Raw genomic sequence first — 18,731 nt, forward strand, 5'->3', positions numbered from 1 at the left:
CGGTGCCTTCATTCACTTTAGCTCTTAAAGCTTTGCAACGATGAATTTTACAGCATCGCCAACTGTTTTAAGACGTTCAGACTCTTCGTCAGAAATATTTACACCAAATACTTCTTCGATTTCCATTAGAAGCTCAACAATATCAAGTGAATCTGCACCAAGATCCTCTTGAAAGCGTGAAGCTGTTGTTATATTTTTTTCCTCTATATTCAACTTTTCCGCTACGATCTTAATAAGTTTCATTTCCATTTGCTTTGCGTCAAGCTGCGTATCCATTGTAATTACCCCAAATGAAGAATTTAATCTAAAAACGAAGCAGTTTGTAGTGTTACTAACAAATACCTCTGCTTAGGCTTCTTTAACAAAGAGGAATGATAAAAGCAATGCACAATTAAGAGTAACTTTTGAACAACTCTGATTTTCATAATATACTAAATTAGGGTTAAAAAACTTATAATCTCCGAAAATGGATCGGAGGTAGGGGGCCAAATTCATGCGTATCGTTCTTGCCTTTGATAAATTCAAAGGAACTTTTACTGCACGCCAAGTTTGCGAACTCGTCGCCGATGGCATTCGAAATAGAAATCCAAAAATTGAAATTATTCAAAGACCAATGGCAGATGGCGGAGAAGGGAGCGCCTCTCTTCTAGCTGCAAGTTTAGGAATGGATTCCTTGAGAGTTGAAGTTTGCGATCTTCTTGGAAGAACAACGGAAGCAAATGTTTATTGGCAAAATGCAAGAAGATTAGCCGTTTTAGAATCAGCAGAAATATTGGGGAATGCAAAATCTTTAGCTACTGAAGAAATATTACTTGAATCAAATACATGGGGCTTTGGCAAACTTTTGCAAAAAGCATTTCCTTTACGCCCCCAAGAGGTTTGGCTTTGTATAGGCGGTACATTAACAGCAGATGCTGGCTGGGGTATAGCAAGTGCCTTTGGACTTTCTGCTTATGATGAGAATGGTAAAAGACTACGTCCATGTATAGAAAATATGAATAAAATAAGATCTTTTCAAAAAGAAGAGATTCCTGATTATATGAAAAAATGTCGCATTACAGCTTTATGTGATGTGAATGCTCCTGCAAAAGGCCCAGGTGTTACTTTAGCTTCTTTTTTAAGACAAAAAGGGGCTAAAGATTCCACAATTCCTTATATTGAAAAACAAATTTATCATTTTTGGAATATATTAAAAAATGATTTCCCCTATATTCCTCGACTTGAAGATGCTTTTACTGGTGCTGGAGGAGGAATATGTATTGGATTATCCGCTGTATTTAATAATATTCGCATTGAAATGGGTTCTAAAAAAATTGCAAAAGCTATCGCTTTAGCACCCAGTTTCACAGGCTCCGATTTAATTGTTTGTGGTGAAGGTAGTTTAGACGACTTAACATTATACGGAAAAACAGTGAGCACTGTTTCTCAACTTGCTTTAAAAAATCAGCATAAACTTATTGGAATATTCGGAAACGTAACAAAAAATAAACAAGAATTAAAATTAAAATTGGGTTTATCTGAAATTATTACTTTAGTTGAAGAAGAAAATATGGGTTATACTGCAAACGAACTCATGAGAAATTCTAAAATAAAATTATATCATATAGGACAAGATATAGCTGATAAACTTGTATCTAAATAATTTCAAAAATTAATTCGTAAGCTTCATAAACCAACGTTCATTTCTAAAATGAGGCCAAGTTCCTTTATCCCCAGTAGAATAAGAAATTAAAAATGCTCTTCCATACACTGAGCTTTGATCGATAAATCCCCAAAAGCGGCCGTCATAGGAGTTATCTCTATTGTCTCCAATGCAAAATATTTTTCCTTCTGGGACTATCCATGTTTTCTTTTCCGCACTTGTTACTCCACCTTTTTTCTTGCGCAAAATATGATAAGGTAACTTTGAAAATCCAGATTCATTTATTAATAAATAATCTGAAAGATCATCATTATTACCAATGTCTTCAAGCACAGATCTATTTAATTCTATTGTTTCTTTAGAAGGTATTCCATTTATTTTTAATATACCATTTTCAAACGAAACATAATCGCCAGCTGTAGCAATAACTCGTTTAATTAAAACTTGAGCACCTTCTGATGAAGGTCCTTGAAAAACAACAATATCGCCTTTTTTAGGCTTATCCCAACTCATAATTCTAGTTTCCATAAAAGGTAACATAAAACCATAAGAGAGTTTATTTACGACTACATGATCTCCAATTTTTAGAGTTGGCAACATAGAACCTGAAGGTATTAAATACCAATTTAAAAAAGAAGAACGAAATACAAACACACAAATAAAAACAATAACAATTTCTTTAAACTCTTTTAAAAATTTCACAACTTTGTTGCCAATCTAAATAAAATTATTCTCTTGATTTTAACTTTTCTTCGTTATCCTTAATAAAATTTCTTATATCACCTTGTTTGTCAAGAAGTCGGATCCATTGTTCTTTATAAAGAGTAACAGGAAAACGACCTAATCCATAAACAGAAAGTCCTCCTTTTTCCGCAACTTTAAAGCTAATTTCTCTTAAAGATGCTGGTTTTTTTTCGCTTTTCAAAGCTGCATTTTCTGCTCTAAGTTTTTCTAACTCTACTCTTAATTCATCATGATTTTCCATAGTTACACCTCATCGTATCAATCTGTTCAAAAACTCGCTTAACATACCATTTTTGAATAATAAAAAAAACCCTCTTGACACCCTTCATATAATACAGTTTAAGGGTCTGCTGGCAGGGGTTCAGAAAGACTAACTCTTTTGTTGCAAAGCGTACACGTTAGACGCGCAAAGTTGCAACCTATTAATATTGCTTGTTCTTATACAGGCTTGTATGATTCTTTCTCAATTCTCGCCTGAGTGTTCTTAGCTCTATGCAGCTAACCCCTTCTTTTCTTTATTTTTTGGGAAGCAAATGACAAATACCAATACTGTTGCAACAGAAGAGTCTTCTATTTTTAACTTATTGCCAGAAGCAATTCGCGCAGGCCTTGAATCACAAGGTATTACTAAACCAACTCCTATCCAACAAGCAACCTACGCTCCTGTTCTTGCAGGGCGTGATGTAATTGCTCAAAGCCGCACAGGCTCTGGCAAAACCCTTGCCTTTGGATTACCTGCTTTTGCTAGACTTGAAAAGCCAGTAGCAGGCAAACCTCGCATTCTAGTACTTACTCCTACAAGAGAACTAGCTCAACAGGTAGCAGATGTTTTTGAAACAAACTTTAAACCTCAAGGCTACAAAATTCTCGCAATCACAGGTGGTAAAAGCTATCGTTACCAAACATCTACGTTACAACGTGGTGTAGACGCTGTCGTAGCGACTCCTGGCCGTCTTAATGACTTATTAGAGCAAGGTTCTATTAGCCTTACTGGCGTTGAGATTCTTGTTTTAGATGAAATGGACGAAATGCTTGATTTTGGATTTGCCGAAGACATTATCAAAATCAAAGGTGCTATTGGAAAAAAAGCTCAAACTCTATTATTTTCAGCTACATTTCCTCCAAAAGTAACTAATATAGCACGCCAAATGGTTTCAAACCCATTTGAAGTTAAAGTGGCTAGCACAGATACAAGCACTGGCTTAATTGAGCATGGTTTTATTGAAGTAAAAATGGGTCGTAATTTAGACGCTCTTTTAGGCTTACTTATTTATCATGATCCAGAGCATGCCATCATTTTCTGTAAGACACGCGAAGACACACGCAATATCCATAACTCTCTCTTAGAAAGAGGTTTTGCGGCAGGCGTTTTAAATGGTGAAATGACACAAAATGACCGTAGCCAAACTATGGAGCGTTTTAAAAATCGCCAACTTCGTATTTTAGTGGCTACAGACGTTGCTGCACGTGGTATTGATATCACAGGCCTTTCACACGTTATTAACTATACTGTTCCAACAAATGTAGAAACCTACACGCACAGAGCAGGTCGTACAGGCCGCGCAGGAGCAACAGGTAAAGCTTGGACAATTATTACTCATGTTGAACGCAGAGAATTTCAATTTGTTTGTAACAAAATTAAAATTAATCCAACACGTATTGAACTTCCTGATGCTAAAAAAATTGCAACACAATTTTTTAACAACATGTTATTTCGCGTAAATGAAAATACTGTTGCTGCTCAAGACTATATAAATCAATCTGTTGAACAGATTATTTCAAAACTTGATGGCGATAAATTAAAAGAAATTCTTGGCACACTTCTAAAATCAGAAGCTTCTAGACAGCTAGGAAAAAGCCTTCATGTAGAAGACATCGCACCTCCTTTCAAGACAGAATTTGGTTCTAATGTAGAAAATGCAAAATTCTCTACTTCATCTGAACGCGGTGGACGCTCACAAAGAGGCGGCTACGGTCGTGGTGGTGATCGCGGTGGACGTTACGGTGGAGGAGGTCGCTCTTCTTCTGATCGTGGTGGAAAATTTGGTGGAAACAGTTCTGGTAATCGTTTTGGAGACAATAAAAAACCAGGCGGAAAACCTGAGCGTATGGGTGGATTTGGCGGCAGAGGCGTTGCTAAAAAGTCTTCTGAAACCTCTGGAAAAAGAAACTACCCTATTGCCTAAAATAAATTCCTAATAACTTAGATTGTTATAAGGAAAAACAGCAAATAGTTGAGTATATCTGTAAAATGATAGTAGGATAAAAAGCGAGAAATGTGCTTCTTAGCACTAAACTTCTTTTGATATTTTACTGGAGATATACTTGTGAGTAATGCTCAAATAAATCAAAATAAAGACCTCACCTTCTTAGCGGAAGGTTGGAGGTCTTTTCTTTTTGATGAGTTTTCAAAACCCTACATGGAAAAAATACGCTTGCATTTAAAAAATGAACTTCAGGCAGGTCACACCTTTTTTCCACCTAAAGATAAAATATTTCGCGCATTAAAACTTGTAGACTATGATGAGACAAGAGTTGTGATCATCGGACAAGATCCTTATCATGGAAAAGGACAGGCGAATGGCTTGTCATTTGCTGTAGAAAATGGCACTGCTATACCACCTTCTTTAAATAATATATTTAAAGAAATACATGCAAACACTGGAAAAAGACCTACAAAAACGTGCCTTGAAAGTTGGGCAAATCAGGGGGTGCTTTTATTAAATACAGTTTTAACTGTAAGGGAAAATATGGCTTTTTCACATCGTGAAAAAGGGTGGGAAATTTTTACCGATAAAATTATTTCACTATTAAATGAAAAAGAAAGCCCAATTATTTTTCTATTATGGGGTGCAGCCGCACAATCAAAGGCAAAAATGATCACAAATCCAAATCACAAAATATTAAAATCGGTCCATCCATCACCTCTTTCAGCACATAGAGGTTTTTTTGGCTGCAAACATTTTTCAACAGTTAATGAAATATTAAAATCATATCGACAAAATGAAATTGATTGGAATTTATAAAATTACTTTTTGGAGTCTTTCATGTTTAAAGAAAAACGAAATTCATTTGATGGAAAAAAATATTACGAAGTTTCTATTACAGGTAAACAGCTTCTTTTAAATTCTTTTTTAAATAAAGATACTGCTTTTACACTTGAAGAGAGAAGAGAGTTTAAACTAAATGGTTTAATTCCTAATGTAGTAGAGACCTTAGATGAACAAGCAGTCCGCGTTTATGGACAATATCTAAAAAAAGAAACCGATATCGAAAGAAATATCTTTTTAACTCAGCTTTATGATAGAAATGAAACTTTGTTTTTTAGGTTACTTCAGGAACATTTAGTGGAAATGGTTCCCGTTTTTTATACACCTACTGTTGGTGATGTTGTTCAACAATTTAATCAAAACTTTAGAAGACCTAGAGGATTATTTATTTCTTATCCTCAAATGGCACAAATTGAAGATATCTTAAATAATATACCTGAAGCGTATGATGTTAGCGCTGTATGCGTTACTGACTCAGAAGCTATTTTAGGAATTGGCGATCAAGGGGTAGGCGGAATTGTTATTTCCATAGCAAAACTTGCCATGTATACACTTTGCGCAGGCTTTCACCCAACAAAAGTATTGCCAATTGTTTTAGATGTTGGAACAAATAATAAAGATCTTTTACAAAATCCACTTTATTTAGGATGGCGCCACGAAAGAATTCGTGGAGAACAATACGACGATTTTATTGATGCTTTTGTAAGTGCACTTCGCAAGCGTTTTCCTAATGTTTACTTACATTGGGAAGACTTTGGCCGCCAAACTGCTCGAAAAAACTTAGACCGATATAAAGATGAAATGTGTACTTTTAATGATGATATGCAAGGAACCGCGGCTGTTACTTTAGGCGCAATTCTTGCAGGACTCAAAGTTAACGGAACAAAAATGAGTGAACAAAGAGTTGTCATTCATGGTGCAGGAACAGCAGGATGCTGCATTGCTGATCAAATTGTAGCAGCCATGATGGTAGATGGGCTATCAGAAAAAGAAGCTTTATCAAGAATGTTTTTGATAGACATGAACGGAATGCTTCACTCAAATATGGATCATTTAGAATATTTTCAAAAGAAATATGCACAGCCTGTAGAGGTTTACACGGACTGGGATAGAGTAAAAGGTAAAATTATCCAGCTTTCTGAAGTGGTAAAAAATGTAAAACCGACCATTTTAATTGGGACATCCACACAAACAGGAGCTTTCACAGAAGAAATTGTAAAAATGATGGCTTCTTACTGCGATCGTCCTCTGATATTCCCTTTATCCAATCCGACATCTCGCTGTGAAGCTTTACCTTCAAATTTAATTGAATGGACAAACGGAAAAGTTCTTGTTGCTACAGGAAGTCCTTTCCAAGATGTAAGATATAATGGAAAAGTTTATCCAATTGGACAATGTAACAACGCTTTTGTGTTCCCTGGATTAGGATTAGGAGTAGTTTCTTCTAAAGCTACGCGCGTAAATAATGAAATGTTAGTTGCTTGTGCAAAAGTAATTAGCGAATGCGCTCAAATAAATCGTGATCCTAGTTTATCTTTATTACCTTCCCTTACAGATATATTTGATGTGTCATACAAAATTGCTTATGCTACCTCAAAAGCAGCGCAACAAACAGGAGTTGCCCCTGTTACAACAGAACAAGAAATCCATGATAATATTCATTCAAATATATGGAAAACAAGTTATGTTAAGTACACAACCAAAAGTGCAATAGATAAATAATTCTTAGTACATATTTTCTTGTTTGGGTTTTGATTAAAAGAGTGTTATTCTTAAATGACACTCTTTTTCTTTTTATTTGTGAAAGCCAACAATGATACTTGAGGTATCTGTTATTTTTTTCATTACAGCATTTATTGGTGCATTAATTTCTACATCCCCCCCCGGACCTCTTAATATGAGACTTGTTCTTTTTTTTCTAAAAAAAGAACAAAAGCCATTAATTGCTTTTCAAACTGGCATTATTCTAACCGATTTATGCTGCAGCATTTTTGCTTTTTCATTAGCACAAAAAACATTTGAAGCAGATATATTTCTAAATCTTCATAAAAAATATTTAATGTTTATTGAACTTTCATTTATTTTAATGATAATAATTCTTGGATTTAGTTTTATTTATCGAGCAAAAAAAAAATTATACGAGAACGAAAGTCCTATTGATGTAATTGAGTTCGAAAAAGTCAGTAATACAAAACTTATTTGGCATTTTTTTGAGGGAATAGTTGGAACATTGACGATTCCTACTTTGTTTCCATTCTGGTATCTTTGGTGGATGGGTCAAAATTTTACCAACAAGCAACCTTTTTACATTCTTATTGTTCCTATTGCCTTAGGAGTTTATTTTGGAGACCTGCTTATATTTAAAACTTATCGATTTTTTGCAGGTCACTTTCATGAAAAAATTTTTAAAATTAAAATTGCCAAAATTGAAATCTGGGCAGGTTATATTTTATTTTTTGTCGCTTCTATTTTATTCATTAAAATATTCTTTTCTTAATATATGGGAAAACCCAAATGAAAATTCCTAATAAAATTCAAGTTATTTTTTGTTCATTTTTGAGTATTTTTTTCAGAAGCAGAACAATAAAACATATATTAAAATTAAACGGATCTGAAAAAAAAGAATTTTTAACTAAAATCATCAATGAAAATATAAAATATAAAAATAACGAAAAACAAGAAGTATCTTTTGTAAATTATAACTCCTTTAAATTTATTGAAAGTTATAATCAACTTCCTTGTACGATTGAAACCAGAAAAAAAAGAGCGGATCTATTAGAGAAAAATGGGTTTAGAGATAAAGAAATCTTATTAATTGGTGACGATGATCTACTTTCCGTTGAATTAGTTGCAAGGAACTTTAGACATATTACTGTTTTAGATTGCGATATAAAACTCCTTAATAAATTAAGGATTTTAACACAAGAAGCCAAATACCCTGTCAATTATTTTCATGTTGATCTGTATGAAGGTTTTCCAAAATTTTTAAATCATATATTTGATGTTGTTTGTTTTGACCCTCCACAAAACTATGAAGATCTAAATACGTTTATGTCTTGTGCAATTCAATCTTTAAAAAATCAAACTTCCATTTTTTATATGATGGTAAATTCATCCGCATTAGGATCAAATAATACAAAAAAACTTTTTGCAGAGTTATTAAAATATGGATTTGTTAATACAAATAAATATGAATTTTTTAATTGCTATCCATTAAATAAAGGACAATCACTTTTATTATCTGTTATGGCAAAATTTACTCATCCTAATTTAAAAACAGTAAAATGTAATTACTATTTTAGTGATTGTTTAGAGTTTAAATCTGTTCAAATTGCGCAAAATATAGAACAATTCTCTGATGGAAAAAAAATACTAACAAATATTATTCCTCATTATAGCATTTCGGAAATTCCTATTGCTTTTTATAATAATTATAAAATTCAAAATAAAAAAACAATGAACTGATCCCCGATCTTTAGTTTAAAACTCTTCTATTATTAAACTTCACACATTTAAAAAAATGAATTATAATCTGGAAACGATTAACAATATGACTTGTTAATTTTCTTTTTTCAGGGAAGGCTTTTTAAAATTGGTCGAACATAATAAAAAAATAGCAATTGTTGTACAAAGATGCGGTCTAAATATTTTAGCTGGAGCGGAACTTTATGCCTTAAAACTTGCAATCGCTCTCGCAGAAAAAAATGCAAATGTTGAAATTCATACAAGTATGAGTGACGACTATATTAATTGGAATAATCATCTTAATCAGGAAGAATGGATTTCAACATCTGGAAAACCACTTTTAATAAAAAGATATCCTGTTGAACATACCAGAAAAAGAATTCTCTTTGGTATAGTAAGAAGAGTTAACTTTAAACTTAATAAATATTTAAATAAATTTTATTTACTTTTTAGCTCTTTGTTAGATTTTATATTTCTAAAATCTCAAGGCCCATGGTGTCCTAGTCTTTGGAAATACTTAAAAGAAAACGAAAATGAATATTCTTTAATTATAGTTAAGTCTTACTTGTATTCACCTAATTACTATTCTTTATTAAAAACTTCAAGTTCTATCAAAAAGCTATTTATTGTTACAGCTCATGATGAACCAGAATTTAAATTAAATTTTGTAAACAAGTCTTTAGAAAAATCAGATATATTAGGTTTTGTTTCTGAGGCGGAAAAAAAATTATGTCATAAAATATGGTCTAATTCAAATAAAAAACCTTCTCTTCAACTTCCACCAGGCTTTGATACAAAGGAAGTTAGTGAAATTCAAATAAGTGATGAAATAAATGAAATTATTAATAAAAAATTCTTTATTTACATAGGACGTATTGACAAAAATAAAAATATTGAATTTATCTTTAATCATGCTCCTGAGAATTGTTTTATTGTATTTGCTGGTGATTTACAGATTGAATTTCCTAAAGATCCTAGATTTAAATATATTGGAAGAATTACTGAATTTGAAAAAAAGTTTCTTTTACAAAAAGCTTTGGCTCTTGTCATAGCTTCTAGACTCGAAGCTTACTCTATCATTACAGCTGAATCCATATATAATAATTGTCTTGTTTTAGCCCTGAAAGGATGCGAACCTATTGACGAACTTATTAAAAACTATGGTGGATTAAGCCTTAGCGCCCTCGAGTTTACTCAAAAATTGATTGAAATTTGGGAAAATAAATTTGATAAAAATAATATTCAAATTAAAAGTAATAAAATTAAAGAGGAAAAAACATGGGAAAGCAATGCAATAAAAATTCTAAATATATTTAAAGACAAATAATAAGCTTAAGGTATAAATTTTAAATGATGGTATTAAATCGAATTTCAAATTACTTTTTTCTATTTAACGCATTTGTAACGCTAGTTTTTATAAGATCTCCAAATATACTTCAATTACCATTATTAAGATTTGGAATTTATTTATTATTTCTATTTGGTTTTGCTATAGGAGTCGTGACAAGTTATAAAATTTATAAAAAAGTTGTCCTTTCTATTCTTCTTTTTATTTTTGCTATAACTGTGCATGCGTTTTCAAATTTTTATCAACCTTCATTAAGTTTTGGAATATCAATACAAAACTATGTATTACAACCAAATATAACCTCTGACTTTGCTATTGCACAAACTCGTTTATACATGATTTTCTTAGTTTGTTTTATATTTCCAGCTTTAACATTTTTTAATTCAATATTTAACGATCAATGTATAAAATTAAGAAAATATTTTTTATCTACTTTTTTAATTTGTTTTATTTTAAATGCATTTACATTAATTTATCAAGGTTTAATTAATATCAATTTCCTTTCAAAAGGAAGCCTAACTGCTGTAGATGCAAACAGAGCTCCTGGTCTTTTAGACGACTCAGGAGTTGCAAGCTTTTTCTTTTCCATAATAAGTTCAATTTTATTTATTATAATATTTAATTATGAAACAAAAATAAAATATAAAATAATTTTATTTTCGCTTTTAATTTTAAGCATTATTTCTGGATTTATAAATGGCTCAAGATCTTATTATACCGGTTTTATATTAACAATAATAATTTTTTTAATTTATAAATTTATTAAAAAAACTCTCCAGAAAAATTATTTATATCTATTTTCAACATCTTTTATTATAATTTCATTTTGTTTTTTAATAAATTTATTTTCAAATTATTATCAAATTTCTTCATTAATTAGATTAAAAAATTTTTTCAATGCAATTATTTCAAGTGGCAATTTATTTCAGAAATATGCTATTATTGATGTACAACGTTCAAGTCACTTAAGAATTATGTGGGAAACAATTAAAGAAAATTTTTTTACAGGAACAGGGCTTGGTTCTTTTTCTGCTAATTTTCAATATCAAGTTAATAAGCTAAATTTAAAAAATATTATTTCAGACATTCCAACAAATACCTATTTTTCCTTAGTATCAGAACTTGGATTTGTTGGTTTAATTTTAATTATTTTATTTTCTTACCTATTCATTTATTACATCATAAATTATAATAAAATAAATAATGATAAAAATGAGCTTAACAGTTTAAATATATTAAAAATCACCCCAATTTGGGCTGGAGTATCCTATTTTATTTTAGGCCTAGTCTCTTATTTATTTTATATGCCTTCTCTCGCTTTTATTGGCAGTTGCTTATTTGCTAGCTATCTCATTATTTTTATGAGACAAAGCAAAAAAAATGAAACATATGTTTCTTTGGTTTTTTGTTTTATGAGTATTTATTTATTTTCAGTATGTATATACTTAACTTTAACAGCTCCAATTGTACCATTGTTTCAATATGAAAAAACGGGGATTATTCAAATACCATCCCCTGTAGGCACACTCCCACAGCCTGAAGGACACTTTGAAAAAGACAAGGTTTATTTTTCAGCGCTTCTTCAAGGAAAAAATGTATTTTTTAGACCCAAAGACTCTCTTGATGGCCAATGGTTTAAACCTAGTACTCAATTTATCTTAACAGGTTTAAATTATAGGATTTTTATAGGACCAGAGAATAGGACTTATCCAGTTAACGTTAATATTACTTTTTATAATCAAAATGGTTTTTCTAATCAAAAGAATTATATTATAACGAATGCTTCATGGGTTTATTTCTCGATTCCCGAACTTAAAGAATTTAATTCATGTTCAAAAAATGTTACTATTTATTCGTTATGTTATTATAAGATTCATGTGAATCCACCATGGAAAGCATCCTTTATAACAAATGTTGGATTTTACTTTGAATATAAATACATTAATGGACAGAATGCTTGGAGATAGTTTTGGATACGAAAGCAATTCTTAAAAACTCCTTAAATCTTCTTGGAAGAAGAGGTGTAAAATATCTGTGCTTTGCCATCTTAGCAGCGATGGGTATTGCCCTCGTTGAACTTTGTATATCATTTATAATCCAGCTTCTTTTGACAAGCTTTGGTTTTTTTGACAATAAATTTAAATTTTTTGGTTATGAACTACCAAAGCTTTCTATTTATTTTGTTTCTAGTGCACTTGTCATTGTAGCAATTATCCGTTTTTCAGTGCAATTGACTACAACTCAAACAGCAGCCTTTTTAAGAGATTACGTATTACTTCGTTTAAAGAAAAACTCACTTTATCGTATACTTTATGAAGATGATGTTCATGAAAAAAGCTCCTCAAACATCAATTTTAAACTATCTGAAGTATTTTCAAAATCGTCTGAGTTTGTTTTAAATTTTACTCATTTTATTTTTATGTTTGTCCAAAGCGCTTTTTTATTTTTAATGCTTTTTATAATTGCCTGGAAAGAGGCTATTGTTGCTACAACCGGAATTGCTATAATTGGCCTTGCAATCATTTACATAAATAAAAATGTTTCTCGTTTTGCAAAACAAGTGCCACTTCAGCAAAAAAAATTAAATGAAGGCATTGAAAAAATAGCAAGAAACTACCTCTTTATAAAACTTATGAAAAAAAGAGAAGATGAGTACAATTCATTTTGTGATTCTTTAAAAGAATACTCTTCAAAATCCGTGAGCGCTAATTTTTACAGCAATTTAAGTGCCCAAACTGGACCTTTTTTAGGAATATTTTTATTAGTGATTATTATAATTATTAGTAATAACATTTGGCACACAAGCTCTGTGGTTTTATTATCTTTTATTTATCTTTTAGCGCGCTTTGTCCAAGGTTTATCAATATTAACTGGCTATTTTGGAAATTCAAATATATTTTTCCCCCAATATAAACTCTCATTAGAATCTATTTCTAATAGTGATTTTAAGAAAATAAATAAGGAGTCCCATTTAAAGATCACTTTTTTTGGTCCTTATAAAGACCCATCAGATACCAATAAGGAGAAAAAGATCGATTCCATTACATTATCCAAAATAGAATCACCAGAAATTGTATTGGAAAACGTTACTTTTTCTTATCCAAAGTCTACTCCATTATTTAAAAATATTAATATTACAATAAATAAAGGTTCTCAAGTTGGATTAATAGGATCTAGTGGAACTGGTAAATCGACTATTCTTATGCTTATGACAGGAATACTTCAACCTAATTCTGGAAAAATTCAAATTGATGGCGTTCCTGCTTGGGAATATATCTCAAAAAAGGAAGCACGTATTGGTTATGTTGGACCCGAGCCTTATTTAATTAAAGGTGATTTAAAAGAAAATTTATGCTACGGATTATCAAGACAAGTAAACGAAGAAGAAATCATGGAAACTTTAAAACTAGTTTCTTTACAAGACTTTGTTCTTGAAAAAGGTCTTTCTTATAAAATTGGCGAAAATCATACTGGACTTTCTGCAGGTCAAAAACAAAGAGTTTGTTTGGCAAGAGCCATTTTAAATAAGCCTTCTCTTCTCATTCTTGATGAAGCAACAGCCAATTTAGATGAAAAAAATGAATCTTTAATTGCAGAAGCGTTAAAAAATATTAAATTATCTTGCACCACAATCATAGTTTCTCACCGATACGGAATACTTGCTTTTGCAGATGAAATCATAGATATGAAAAATATTATTTAATTTTAATGATTCATTATTTTAATTTATTTGAATTTGAAAATGCAGTTTTTTCATCGCTTTCTATTTCATCATTTATGTTTTTATATGTTTTATTTTTATTTTTTGTATCTTCATTCAACCAGCTTGGATCAGAATTATTAGACGTTATATTTGAATTACTATTTCCAAATATATAAATCTTATCTAAAATGGATTTATTTTTAACTTCTAAATCTGATTTCCAAGAAAAAGATAATAAAGCAGCAACTCTATCTGATTTCCAGCGTGCTTTAGCACTCTGTTGCTGAATTCTTTTAGCAAATAAGTCTTCTCTCTCAGATATAATTCTACTATACCAATAATAATTTCTTAAAATGAGCGACACATAACTTCTTGTTTCTTTAAAAGGCATAAAGTCACAAAAAAGCATCATATTATTATCTAAAACACGATCTCGCCATTTATCTAAATTAGAAGCACCTGCATTATATGCTGCTAAGACATATTCAACTCTACCATCATATCTTTTTAATAAACGACTTAAATAGGAAACTCCAACTTCTAAATTCATTTCAGGATCATAAAGTTGGTTCGAAGTTATTTTACGTTTGATCGACTTTGCTGTACTTGGTAAAACTTGCATTAAACCACGAGCATTTGCACCAGATCTTGCATAGGGATCAAAAGCACTTTCTTGACGAACTAAAGATAGAACAAATATGGGATCAACATCTTCAGAGTAATCTGATATTTCTTTTAAATAAGGTTTTGGAAAATGCAGACCTAACATAGTCTTGCTGACAGGATAATTTTTTATATATTTTCCATAGCGACCTAGCATAAATATAGAGTATCTATAATTTCGAACAGCGTTATGACCTAATGCCCAATATAAAATCATATTTGGATTTGTAACACTTGAAGTTCTACCTACATAATTTGACCACTCTGTAGCGGCAGACATATCATTTCTTGCTCTAAATAAATCAAAAATAAATGCTTCTAGATTATCATCGCTCCATCCATTTGAATCACGAGCTTGAATAGAAATATCTTCATCGGGAACTAAGTTATTAATAGGATCAACACCCAATTGTTGAGAAGCTAAAATTGCATGTAAAGAGATAGAATTCTCTTTTAATAATCTTTGCCAATAAGGGTTTTCTTTCGAATTTGGTTTACTTTTTTGATAAATAGCTCCCAGCCAAAATAAGCTTCGAGAACTCTCACCAGGATCTTTTTCTAAAAGCGTTTTTTCTAAAGCATCTTTTGCTAATATTGGATAACCAGAAATTAATCTTAATAGACCTACACGTAAATGAATTTTTTCGCTTGGATCCGCATCAGGTAACAAACATTTTTGCATTTTTGTATATATTTTTTCAATTGCAGGATAAACAAATTTGTTTGGTAAAAAGGATTCCAATCTTAAAATTAATGCTGAAGAAACTCCTGAATAAGAACAATCCGAAGCGTAATCTAATGCGGAATTCGCTAAACGTTGCGCTTGAGAAAGAGTTGGAGGATCCATTTGAGAAAAAGCTTCTGAAAAAGACATTCCTTTGTAATTTTGTAAATCTTGCTTTTGTTTACTTGATAAATTTCTAACATATGTTGATTGTGGAGAAGCTGCTCGACTTGCTGCAGCAGATTCATCATTATTCTTTTTTTCTAACCACCAAGCAGCACAGGCTAAAGTTTGTTCATTTAAAGGAAATTGGTTTTTAAAACTTCCTACTAAAGCATCGCAATTTCGGGACATTTGAATTCTTTCTTTTTGAGAAAGATTTCTTAAAACCCAATCAGATAAAACTCTTGCACTTTCATTATATAATTTAAGATTACGAAATTGAGCTTCATCTATTAATTGATTTTCTTTGGGGGGTGAATAATTTTTTAAATTAGAAACATAAAAGTTATCATTTTTCCGTTTAATACTAGAAAGCATCTGTTTTTGCTCAGGCAATGTTAATTCAAGATTTTCTGTTAAAATTGTATTACTAGAGCAAGAAACTTGGAGAAGGGTAACAGGAACTAATATTAAAATACCAAATATTAGGATATTCTTTTTTTTAATCATAACATGCATTTATTTTATACCCTTTCTGATCCAAATATCATATCGTCACGAATAATTATGACTTGAGATAGAGTTCATTGCAAAGGGAACATGTAGATTAAACAGAATCTCTCAAAACAGGGCAAGTCATACAACGAGGACCTCCTCCTCCTCTCGATAATTCACTCCCTTCTACCGTAACAATCAAAGGATAGTTACTTTGCAATAATGTAGGATGTTTGATCACATCTTTTGCTGACATTATTTTAAATCCAGCTGATTCACATGCTCTTAAAGTATGTTCATGAATGTAACTTATGACTTTACCTGGCGCAAAGGAAAATAGGTTTGCTCCACTGTTCCATTGTTCCCTTTGTTGATGAAGAGGTTCATCGCCTCCACAAGGTATTGGATCCATTCGAACACCAACACTTCTAAGTCCTAAGATAAGATCTTCTACTTCTTTAAATTTTTTATCACCATCAGGTTTTACGCGAATACGAACCACCCTTGCTCTTTCTCTACCCAAAACATAAGGTGAGTAAACAACAGCCTGTTCTTTATTTGCGACAGTAAAAATCATATCAAGATGAATTGTGCTTCTTTCCCTTGGTAATATAACACATAAAACATTAAATGGTTCTTGATTTCCATCTTCCGCTCTTGCCCGAATTAAAGCGTTTACCAAGGCATCAACTGCTTTTGGGGTTGTTCTTTCACTAATTCCAACAAGTAATAAGTCTTCACTTATTACCAAAATATCACCGCCTTCAATTGTAAATTTTGGATCAACTTCACCATAGGCCGCATCTAATAGAAGACCATGCCCTTTTAACTCAGGGTGATACTCATAAATTGTGCGCATGATTAAGGATTCAGCATATCGAACAGAGCTTGCCATTCTTGAAGCGATAACCCTATTTCCAACAACCATACTGGTATCTCGCATGAAATACATATTAGGAAGAGGAACAAGTGAAAAAGTCTTTGAAGATAACCAAGATTCTAAAGAATTTCTTTTTAAGGTAACACCGGTTAACAAGGTTTGAACGAGATCACTTGATGAAAATGACTGTAATTCTGTTTTTAATTCAGGACATCCTTGAAAGGCTAAAATTTGATCTAACAATTGTTCACGAGCTTGACTAATTTCTAAAACTTCCTCAAGACACTCAGAAACTTCTAAAACTGTGCTTACTAATGATAAAACAGATTTAAGTTGAGCATGGCCTGCAACAATATTTTTATAATAAATGATATCATTATAAAGTAACTCCGAAGCATTTCTTGGGGTCATCAATTCTACTTCTTGACCTGGAGAATGCAAAAATACTTTCCTTAATTTACCAATTTCAGAATGTACTCCAATTTTACTTTTTGATTTCATAATTTGTTCTGCTTTTTCATTCTCAGACAAAGAATCCCAAAAACGAAAATTGCTTCCTCTAAATTCATTCTGTTCTTCTTTCATCTTTAAACTCCTTGACCAATTCCATTCGTAATGACAAAAATACACTCTTACCGTTAGCATAGGTCACATGGGTCTGATCAAGTGACAATCAATAATTTAGAGGAGTATAGCCATGTCTTTAAAAAAAAGTGTCGCGGTTTTTGGTGCAGGAAAAATTGGTAAGCTTGTTGTAAATATGCTTTCACAATCGGATGACTACCATATTACAGTTCTAGATTCCAGAAAAGATGCTGCAAAAACAGCCGCTTCTTATTCTTCAACAGGTCAGATTCTAAAAAATGTGGATTACGATCAAGCCGATTTTATGTCTCAAAAGGACATAGAAAGAGTTCTTCAAGGAAAAGACTATGTTTTAAGTTGTGCTCCTTTTTATTGTAACAAAGGAATTGCTGAAGTTGCCCGAAATTTAAAAGTAAACTATCTCGATTTAACGGAAGATGTAAAAACAACAGCAGCTATAAAAGAACTTGCTAAAAATGCGGGATGCGCTTTTATTCCTCAATGTGGCTTAGCTCCTGGATTTATTACAATCGTAGCAAATGATCTTGCAAAACAATTTGACTCCATACACTCAGTAAAAATGCGTGTAGGTGCATTGCCTTTGTTTCCACACAACCGCTTAAAATATAATCTTACCTGGAGTACAGAAGGATTAATAAATGAATATTGCAATCCATGTGAAGTTATTCACGACGGAAAACTAGAATTAGTTCCTGCTCTCGAAGGAGAAGAGAGACTTTGTTTAGACGGTGAAGAATACGAAGCATTTAATACTTCTGGAGGATTAGGCACCTTAGCAGAGTCATTAACAAACAAAGTAAGACATATGGATTATAAATCTATACGTTATCCTGGACACAGAGATATTCTTTTAACGCTTCTACATGATTTAAAATTTATTGATGACAGAGAAGGTCTAAAAAAAGTTTTTGAACGTTCTTTGCCTCACACTTCTCAAGATGTTGTTATCATTTTTGTTACGGTAGATGGTCAAAAAGATAATAAATTAACACAAAAAAGTTATGCAAAAAAAATCTACCATTCTGAAATAGCAGAAGAACATTGGGGCGCAATTCAAATAACAACAGCTGCGGGAATTTGTGCTGTGTTAGATTTACATGCGAATAAGCAATTACCTAACACAGGATTTATTCGTCAAGAAGACATTTCTTATGATAAATTTATAAAGAACCGTTTTGGAAAACATTATTCCTAATATGGATAATTTTCATTAGGGTTTTTTATTTCCATTGTAGGAGATTCCCCATCT

15 protein-coding genes are annotated in these 18,731 nt (G+C 31.6%); 10 read left to right on the forward strand and 5 right to left on the reverse strand.

All coding sequences use genetic code 11. From position 1 onward, the window contains the following. Window positions 1–24: 24 nt before the first annotated feature. Window positions 25–276: an acyl carrier protein gene (gene acpP, locus GCL60_RS06350; protein WP_280589996.1), complete on the reverse strand. Its 252-nt coding sequence runs from the start codon at window positions 274–276 to the stop codon at window positions 25–27. 217 nt (window positions 277–493) lie between these two features. Here acpP and GCL60_RS06355 point away from each other — a divergent pair, with 217 nt between their 5' ends. Continuing rightward, entirely contained in the window at window positions 494–1,642 is a 1,149-nt protein-coding gene (locus GCL60_RS06355; protein ID WP_153419356.1) for a glycerate kinase, read from the forward strand. Between the two features lie 9 nt (window positions 1,643–1,651). Here GCL60_RS06355 and lepB read toward each other — a convergent pair whose 3' ends face one another. Together lepB and GCL60_RS06365 are read right to left on the reverse strand one after the other, a co-directional pair. Further along, the gene (gene lepB / locus GCL60_RS06360; protein ID WP_161998103.1) at window positions 1,652–2,344 is read right to left on the reverse strand and encodes a signal peptidase I; all 693 of its coding nucleotides are present in this window, start codon (window positions 2,342–2,344) and stop codon (window positions 1,652–1,654) included. 25 nt (window positions 2,345–2,369) lie between these two features. Continuing rightward, window positions 2,370–2,627: a hypothetical protein gene (locus tag GCL60_RS06365; RefSeq protein WP_153419360.1), complete on the reverse strand. Its 258-nt coding sequence runs from the start codon at window positions 2,625–2,627 to the stop codon at window positions 2,370–2,372. A gap of 292 nt (window positions 2,628–2,919) precedes the next feature. On the opposite strand from GCL60_RS06365, the gene GCL60_RS06370 reads away from it, so the two are divergent. The 8 genes from GCL60_RS06370 (at window position 2,920) to GCL60_RS06405 (ending at window position 13,952) form a co-directional block, all read left to right on the forward strand. Next, window positions 2,920–4,572: a DEAD/DEAH box helicase gene (locus tag GCL60_RS06370; RefSeq protein WP_153419361.1), complete on the forward strand. Its 1,653-nt coding sequence runs from the start codon at window positions 2,920–2,922 to the stop codon at window positions 4,570–4,572. 141 nt (window positions 4,573–4,713) lie between these two features. Then, on the forward strand, window positions 4,714–5,412 hold the full coding sequence (ung, locus tag GCL60_RS06375) for a uracil-DNA glycosylase (protein WP_237639046.1): 699 nt from the start codon (window positions 4,714–4,716) through the stop codon (window positions 5,410–5,412). A 21-nt stretch (window positions 5,413–5,433) separates the two neighbouring features. After that, window positions 5,434–7,158 carry an NAD-dependent malic enzyme gene (locus tag GCL60_RS06380; RefSeq protein ID WP_153419363.1) on the forward strand — a complete coding sequence of 575 codons (1,725 nt, stop codon included), beginning with the start codon at window positions 5,434–5,436 and terminating at the stop codon, window positions 7,156–7,158. A 91-nt stretch (window positions 7,159–7,249) separates the two neighbouring features. Then, window positions 7,250–7,933, forward strand: a complete 684-nt coding sequence (locus GCL60_RS06385) for a hypothetical protein (protein WP_153419365.1) — start codon at window positions 7,250–7,252, stop codon at window positions 7,931–7,933. A gap of 17 nt (window positions 7,934–7,950) precedes the next feature. Further along, window positions 7,951–8,901: a bis-aminopropyl spermidine synthase family protein gene (locus GCL60_RS06390; RefSeq protein WP_153419367.1), complete on the forward strand. Its 951-nt coding sequence runs from the start codon at window positions 7,951–7,953 to the stop codon at window positions 8,899–8,901. A 127-nt stretch (window positions 8,902–9,028) separates the two neighbouring features. After that, window positions 9,029–10,228 (forward strand): glycosyltransferase, encoded by a 1,200-nt coding sequence (locus GCL60_RS06395; protein WP_153419370.1) that lies wholly within the window; start codon window positions 9,029–9,031, stop codon window positions 10,226–10,228. A 23-nt stretch (window positions 10,229–10,251) separates the two neighbouring features. Next, the gene (locus GCL60_RS06400; protein ID WP_153419372.1) at window positions 10,252–12,216 is read left to right on the forward strand and encodes an O-antigen ligase family protein; all 1,965 of its coding nucleotides are present in this window, start codon (window positions 10,252–10,254) and stop codon (window positions 12,214–12,216) included. Between the two features lie 2 nt (window positions 12,217–12,218). Then, on the forward strand, window positions 12,219–13,952 hold the full coding sequence (locus tag GCL60_RS06405) for an ATP-binding cassette domain-containing protein (RefSeq protein ID WP_153419373.1): 1,734 nt from the start codon (window positions 12,219–12,221) through the stop codon (window positions 13,950–13,952). 13 nt (window positions 13,953–13,965) lie between these two features. On the opposite strand, the gene GCL60_RS06410 is transcribed toward GCL60_RS06405, so the two are convergent. After that, window positions 13,966–16,020, reverse strand: a complete 2,055-nt coding sequence (locus tag GCL60_RS06410; RefSeq protein ID WP_153419375.1) for a lytic transglycosylase domain-containing protein — start codon at window positions 16,018–16,020, stop codon at window positions 13,966–13,968. 88 nt (window positions 16,021–16,108) lie between these two features. Next, window positions 16,109–17,461 carry an arginine deiminase gene (locus tag GCL60_RS06415; protein ID WP_161998104.1) on the reverse strand — a complete coding sequence of 451 codons (1,353 nt, stop codon included), beginning with the start codon at window positions 17,459–17,461 and terminating at the stop codon, window positions 16,109–16,111. A gap of 112 nt (window positions 17,462–17,573) precedes the next feature. Here GCL60_RS06415 and GCL60_RS06420 point away from each other — a divergent pair, with 112 nt between their 5' ends. After that, window positions 17,574–18,677, forward strand: coding sequence for a saccharopine dehydrogenase family protein (locus GCL60_RS06420; RefSeq protein WP_153419378.1), 1,104 nt, complete (start codon window positions 17,574–17,576; stop codon window positions 18,675–18,677). Window positions 18,678–18,731 lie beyond the last annotated feature (54 nt).

The organism is Silvanigrella paludirubra, from assembly GCF_009208775.1.
In the GTDB taxonomy this organism is placed as follows: Bacteria; Bdellovibrionota_B; Oligoflexia; order Silvanigrellales; family Silvanigrellaceae; genus Silvanigrella; species Silvanigrella paludirubra.